1 protein-coding gene is annotated in these 1286 nt (G+C 74.3%); it reads left to right on the top strand.

Annotated elements, in window-relative coordinates; all coding sequences use genetic code 11:
* Positions 1-295: 295 nt before the first annotated feature.
* Positions 296-1286, top strand: a 991-nt coding sequence (locus tag ACOV8S_RS16040) for a hypothetical protein (RefSeq protein ID WP_448318492.1), incomplete at its 3' end; no start/stop codon positions are given.

The following is a 1286-nucleotide window of genomic DNA, read 5'->3' as shown; positions in this document are numbered from 1 at the left end:
GCTTGCGGGGGTCGCCGGGGCGGAACCGGGCCGGGATGGCCGGATCCCGCGGCGCGTTCCAGCCGGTCTAGACCAACTTGGTCCAGACCAATGCTGGTGTCAAGAGTCGTGGCGGCACCGTAACTTCACCCGCTCGTAGGCGAGTTGGCGTATATGCCGACACGCCGCGATCACCGGACAGGTCCTGCTTGAGACGATCTCCGCCAAGCAGGTGTCGGAGGCCGTAACCCGGGGATATCGTGCTGGTGAAAGCGCTGCGCACGTGAAGACGGGGGCGACGGGGGAGGGTGGAGCGGTGCCGACTGCCATCAGCGTGTCCGGTTCCGGCCTGGTACTCCCCGCCGGCGACCGGCACACCCCGCCCGCCGTCCTCCAGCCGCGGGCGACCGTCGAGGAGACGGTCTACGAGCTCAACTCGATGGTCGAGCAGCAGGGTTACGTCGTCGCCGTGCACCCCGCGGTCACCGACCCGGATGTGGTGCGGCGGCTGCACACCGCGCGCTCGCTGCTGGAGACCGACCGGGTGGCCATCGTCGCCGCGGACCTCCCGCCGCTCGGCGTCGCGGTACTGGTGCAGCAGTTACGGCAGTTGAGCGTCTGCGACTTCGGCCCCGGGGTGCTCGCCTCGGCGGCGCGGCTGCTCGCGCACTACATCTGGTCGGGCGCGCTGCTCAACTCCGTGACCCGGCTCGACCACGTGCCGGTCACGATGACGGCGCACGCCCGTTCCTGGCTGCCGAGCGCCCAGTTCGCGGTCCTCGCGACGCCGCGGCCCGCGCTGGTGCGGGTGGGCGGCGAGGACCGGCTGCCGGGGCCGGAGTTCGCCACGCGGATGGTCGCCGCGACCGGCGCGGGCTTCGGCGGCGGCACCCCATCCGACTGGGTCGGCTCCACGCTCGCCCCCGACTGGCGGGTCCAGCACTTCTCCACGGTGCCGGTGTCGGCGGAGTCGGCGTCCTGGTGGGGGACGGCCAAGCTGGTCGAGTTCGCCGCGGGGCTGCCCGACGTGTCGGTGCTCTACCAGCTCGTCTCCTCCGTGCGGCGGGACCGGTGCCGGTGGTGCGGCCTGGAGATCATCGGGGACCGCTGCGCGTTCTGCGCCTCGCCGCTCGCGCCGCCGCCGGAGTTTCCCGCGCTCACGCACAGCGGGACGGGGAGTGCGGTGGTCGGCACCGGGGCTGGGGCCGGTGCGGTCGCCGGCGCCGGGGCGCGCGCGGTGCGGCCGGGCTCCGCCGCCCCGCCCGCACCGCTCACGCGCCCGGCGGGGCCCGCGGCCGCCATAGGCC

Source organism: Streptomyces sp. CO7, from assembly GCF_053474865.1.
Note: the sequence above shows the minus strand (reverse complement) of the source record. Positions and strands in the feature narration are given on the sequence as shown.